The sequence below is a fragment of the Actibacterium sp. genome, assembly GCF_041584535.1.
Lineage (GTDB): Bacteria > Pseudomonadota > Alphaproteobacteria > Rhodobacterales > Rhodobacteraceae > Actibacterium_D.
This window is the reverse complement of record NZ_JBFHDW010000245.1, coordinates 1-4,059: the sequence shown is the minus strand read 5'-3', so window position 1 is coordinate 4,059 and position 4,059 is coordinate 1. Positions and strand designations below refer to the sequence as shown.

Here is a 4,059-nt window from a genome sequence, read left to right as displayed (position 1 = left end):
TTCTACATTGAAAACATCAGCTTGCCGCCCGCAGTCGAACAGGCGCTGGACAAGCGCACCTCGATGGGGCTGGCCGGCGATCTGGGTAAGTTCACCCAATATTCCGCCGCCGAAGCCATGACCGCTGCCGCCCGCAACCCCGGCGGCGCCGGCGCCGGCATGGGCGCAGGCATTGGCGCCGGTCTGGGCATGGCGATGGCCGGGCAGATGGCGCAAACCGGCCCGTGGGGCGCGCCCGCGCCGCAAGCCGCCGCCCCCGCCGCGCCGCCCCCGCCGCCGGTCGAACATGTCTGGCATGTCGCCGAGAACGGCCAGACCAAGGGTCCGTTCAGCCGCGCCAGCCTTGGCCGCATGGCTGCCGATGGCGCGCTGACCCGCGAAACCTTTGTCTGGACCGCTGGTCAGGACGGCTGGAAACGCGCCGAGGACGTGGCCGAACTGGCGCAACTCTTTACCGTGCTGCCGCCGCCGCCCCCCGGCGCCTGATCCGCATCTTTTCCTGGTCTAAATACTCCCGCCGGAGGCAAGAATCTCATGTCCCCCCCGCCGCCGCCGCCAACGCCGCAAGAGCATCGCTTTCCCTGCGATCAATGCGGCGCCGACATGCGATTTGCCCCCGAGGGCGGTCTGCTGGTCTGCGACCATTGCGGCCATACCCAGCCGCTGGCCGATCCGCCGGGCCCCGCCCCGATCCGCGAGCTGGATTTCCGCGCCGCGCTGGCCGCGCAATTGCCTGCCGCCGAGATCGAGGAAACCCGGATTCTGTCCTGCCCCAATTGCGGCGCCCAAATCGAATTCGACCCCGATATTCACGCCACCGAATGCCCGTTCTGCGCCACGCCCGTGGTCACCGACACCGGCACTCACCGCCAGATCAAGCCCAAGGCGCTGCTGCCCTTCGCGCTGGATGAAATCGCGGCCCGCGGCGCGATGACCGATTGGCTGGGCCGGCTCTGGTTCGCACCGAACGGGCTGAAAGACTATGCCCGCAAGGGCCGCAAGATGCAGGGCATTTACGTGCCCTACTGGACGTTTGATGCCGACACCCGCACCGCCTATCGCGGCGAGCGCGGCACGGTCTATTACGAAACCCACACCCAGATCCGCGACGGCAAACCGCATCAGGTGCAGGTGGCCAAGGTGCGCTGGACGCCGAAATCGGGCCGGGTGGCGCGGTTCTTTGACGATGTGCTGGTGCTGGCCTCAAAAACCCTGCCGAAACGCTATACCGATGCGCTGCAACCGTGGGATCTGTCGGCGCTGGAACCCTACACGCCCGAATATCTGGCCGGGTTCCGGGCCGAGGGCTATACCATTGAGCTGACCGAGGCCTATGACGATGCCCGCGATCAGATGCAGCGCGTGATCGAGCGCGACATCCGGTTCGACATTGGCGGCGACCGCCAGCGGATCATCGACTGTAACACCGCGATCTCGGACGTGACCTTTAAACACATCCTGCTGCCGGTCTGGCTGGCGGCTTACAAATATCGCGGCAAGACCTATCGCTTTGTGGTCAATGGCCGCACTGGCCGGGTTCAGGGCGAACGGCCGTGGTCGGCATGGAAGATCGCCGTGGCGGTGGTGCTGGGGGCAATTGTCGCTGGCATTGTCGGCTATCTGATCGCTCAGAACCAGTAAACGGACGACGGCCCCGGGGTTTCCCTCGGGGCCGTGCCAGCATCCTGTCCCGTCAGTTGCGGAACGCGCCGGTCTCTCCCCCCTGCGCCGGATGCATGAAACTGATTTCGGACCGACACGTCAGGCGCGTCATGACCAATGTTCAAAATTGTGACCTTTGCGAACAATTTGTCATTGATATACATCAACCCCGCCGCAACCGCGCGGCGGGCCAGCGGAACGGAGACAAACATGCGCGCATTGGTGCAACGGGTCAGCGAGGCCGCGGTCCGTGTCGACGGCCAGTTGATCGGCGAAACCGGGCCGGGCCTGTTGGTGCTGGTCTGCGCCATGCAGGGCGACAGCCCCGATCAGGCGCGGACGATGGCGGCCAAGATCGCCAAGCTGCGGATCTTTCGGGACGAGGCCGGAAAGATGAACCTTTCGCTTAGCGACATTGGCGGCGGGGCGCTGGTGGTCAGCCAGTTCACGCTGGCCGGCGACACCTCGCGCGGGAATCGTCCGGGGTTTTCCTCTGCCGCCGCGCCCGAGCTGGGCCGCGCCCTTTATGAACTGGTTGCGCAGGAATTAAGCGCACGAGGGATTCCCACGCAAACGGGCGAATTTGGCGCCGATATGGCCGTTTCTTTGATCAATGACGGCCCGGTTACCCTGTGGATCGAGACATGAATGCTTAATCTTTCATCACCTTCCCCGGCGCGTTCGTGAATTTTGACAATTCCCTCGTATCGGCAACCACGGGATATTGCGGCTGTCAGCCAAGGTCATAACGTAAGATTTATGACAGACACGCATCGCTTTTTTGACGAACTTCTCCAGCCCGACGGCAACGCGCGTGGCCCTTATCAGGATTACTATGGCTGGTTCTCAGATGAACAGCTGAAGCGACTGCAACGGAAATCCCGCGAGGCCGAGACGTTCTTTCGCCGCACCGGTATCACCTTCAACGTCTACGGTCAGGCCGATGCCGACGAGCGGTTGATCCCGTTCGACATCGTGCCCCGGATCATTTCCGACCGGGAATGGTCGCGCCTGACCAAGGGCATCGAACAACGGGTCCGGGCGATCAACGCCTTCCTGTTCGATATCTATCACCGTCAGGAAATCCTGCGGGCCGGTCGCATCCCTGAACACCTGATCACCCAGAACGAGGCGTTTCTGCCGCAGATGATCGGGGTTTCACCGCCGGGTGGGGTCTATACCCATATTGTCGGCGTCGATCTGGTGCGCACCGGCGAGGACGAGTTTTACGTCCTCGAAGACAACGCCCGCACCCCGTCCGGCGTGTCCTATATGCTGGAAAACCGCGAGACCATGCTGCGCATGTTCCCGGAACTGTTCAGCCGCATCAAGGTGCGCGAGGTTTCGGACTACCCGTCGCGCCTGCGCCGGTCTCTGGCCGCCTGCGCGCCCAGCGCCACGACCGGCACGCCGGTGGTTGGCGTGCTGACGCCGGGCATCCACAACTCGGCCTATTTCGAGCATTCCTTCCTTGCCGATCACATGGGTGCCGAACTGGTCGAGGGTCACGACTGTCGCGTCGTCGATGGCCGTATCGCCATGCGCACCACCCGCGGCTTTACCCCGATCGACGTGCTGTATCGCCGGGTCGATGACGATTTCCTTGATCCGCTGACCTTTAATCCCGACAGCTTGCTGGGCATTCCGGGGATCATGGATGTCTATCGCGCGGGCGGCATCACCATTGCCAACGCCCCCGGCACCGGCATTGCCGATGACAAGGCGATCTACAGCTACATGCCCGATATCGTCGAGTTCTATACCGGCGAAAAGGCGATCCTTCAGAACGTGCCGACCTTCCGCTGTTCAGACCCCGACGATCTGGCCTATGTGCTGGAAAATCTGGAAGAGCTGGTGGTGAAAGAGGTTCACGGCTCGGGCGGGTATGGGATGCTGGTCGGTCCGGCGGCCTCGAAGAAAGAGATCGCCACTTTCCGCGCCAAGCTGAACGCCCGGCCCGGCAATTACATCGCCCAGCCGACGCTGGCCCTGTCCACCTGCCCGATCCTGACCAAGGCCGGCCTGTCGCCGCGCCATGTCGATCTGCGGCCCTTTGTTCTGGTCAGCCCTGACAAGATTGACATCACCCCGGGCGGCCTGACGCGCGTGGCGCTGAAAAAGGGCTCGTTGGTGGTCAACTCAAGCCAGGGCGGCGGCACCAAAGACACTTGGGTATTGGGGGAATAAGGCGATGCTTGGCAAAACCGCTGGCGGCCTGTTTTGGATGTTCCGATATCTGGAGCGCTCGGAAAACACCGCCCGTCTGATCGACGCGGGATTTCGGATCGCGCTGACCCGGCCCGATGCGGCCGGGGATGAATGGTCGTCTATTCTGGAAACCGCAGGCACCCGCGCCGAATATCTTGAACGCCACGGCGAATTCGACGGTGCGCTGGT

Annotated in this window: 5 protein-coding genes; all 5 read left to right on the top strand. The window is 63.3% G+C overall.

Annotated features, from left to right (window positions below; genetic code table 11):
- Positions 1-486, top strand: a 486-nt coding sequence (locus ABYW26_RS11540) for an SPFH domain-containing protein (RefSeq protein ID WP_372605031.1), incomplete at its 5' end; no start/stop codon positions are given.
- A gap of 48 nt (positions 487-534) precedes the next feature.
- Positions 535-1,641: a TFIIB-type zinc finger domain-containing protein gene (locus ABYW26_RS11535; protein ID WP_372605029.1), complete on the top strand. Its 1,107-nt coding sequence runs from the start codon at positions 535-537 to the stop codon at positions 1,639-1,641.
- A gap of 231 nt (positions 1,642-1,872) precedes the next feature.
- Positions 1,873-2,310 (top strand): D-aminoacyl-tRNA deacylase, encoded by a 438-nt coding sequence (dtd, locus tag ABYW26_RS11530; RefSeq protein WP_372605027.1) that lies wholly within the window; start codon positions 1,873-1,875, stop codon positions 2,308-2,310.
- A gap of 111 nt (positions 2,311-2,421) precedes the next feature.
- A complete protein-coding gene (locus ABYW26_RS11525; protein WP_372605026.1) occupies positions 2,422-3,849 on the top strand; it encodes a circularly permuted type 2 ATP-grasp protein in 1,428 nt (475 codons plus the stop codon).
- Positions 3,850-3,853: 4 nt separating this feature from the next.
- Positions 3,854-4,059, top strand: a 206-nt coding sequence (locus ABYW26_RS11520; protein WP_372605025.1) for an alpha-E domain-containing protein, incomplete at its 3' end; no start/stop codon positions are given.

Bases quoted from the DNA above. Each gene is read 5' to 3' on its own strand.
- ABYW26_RS11535 (WP_372605029.1), top strand. From the start codon at position 535: ATGTCCCCCCCGCCGCCGCCGCCAACGCCGCAAGAGCATCGCTTTCCC.
- dtd (WP_372605027.1), top strand. From the start codon at position 1,873: ATGCGCGCATTGGTGCAACGGGTCAGCGAGGCCGCGGTCCGTGTCGAC.
- ABYW26_RS11525 (WP_372605026.1), top strand. From the start codon at position 2,422: ATGACAGACACGCATCGCTTTTTTGACGAACTTCTCCAGCCCGACGGC.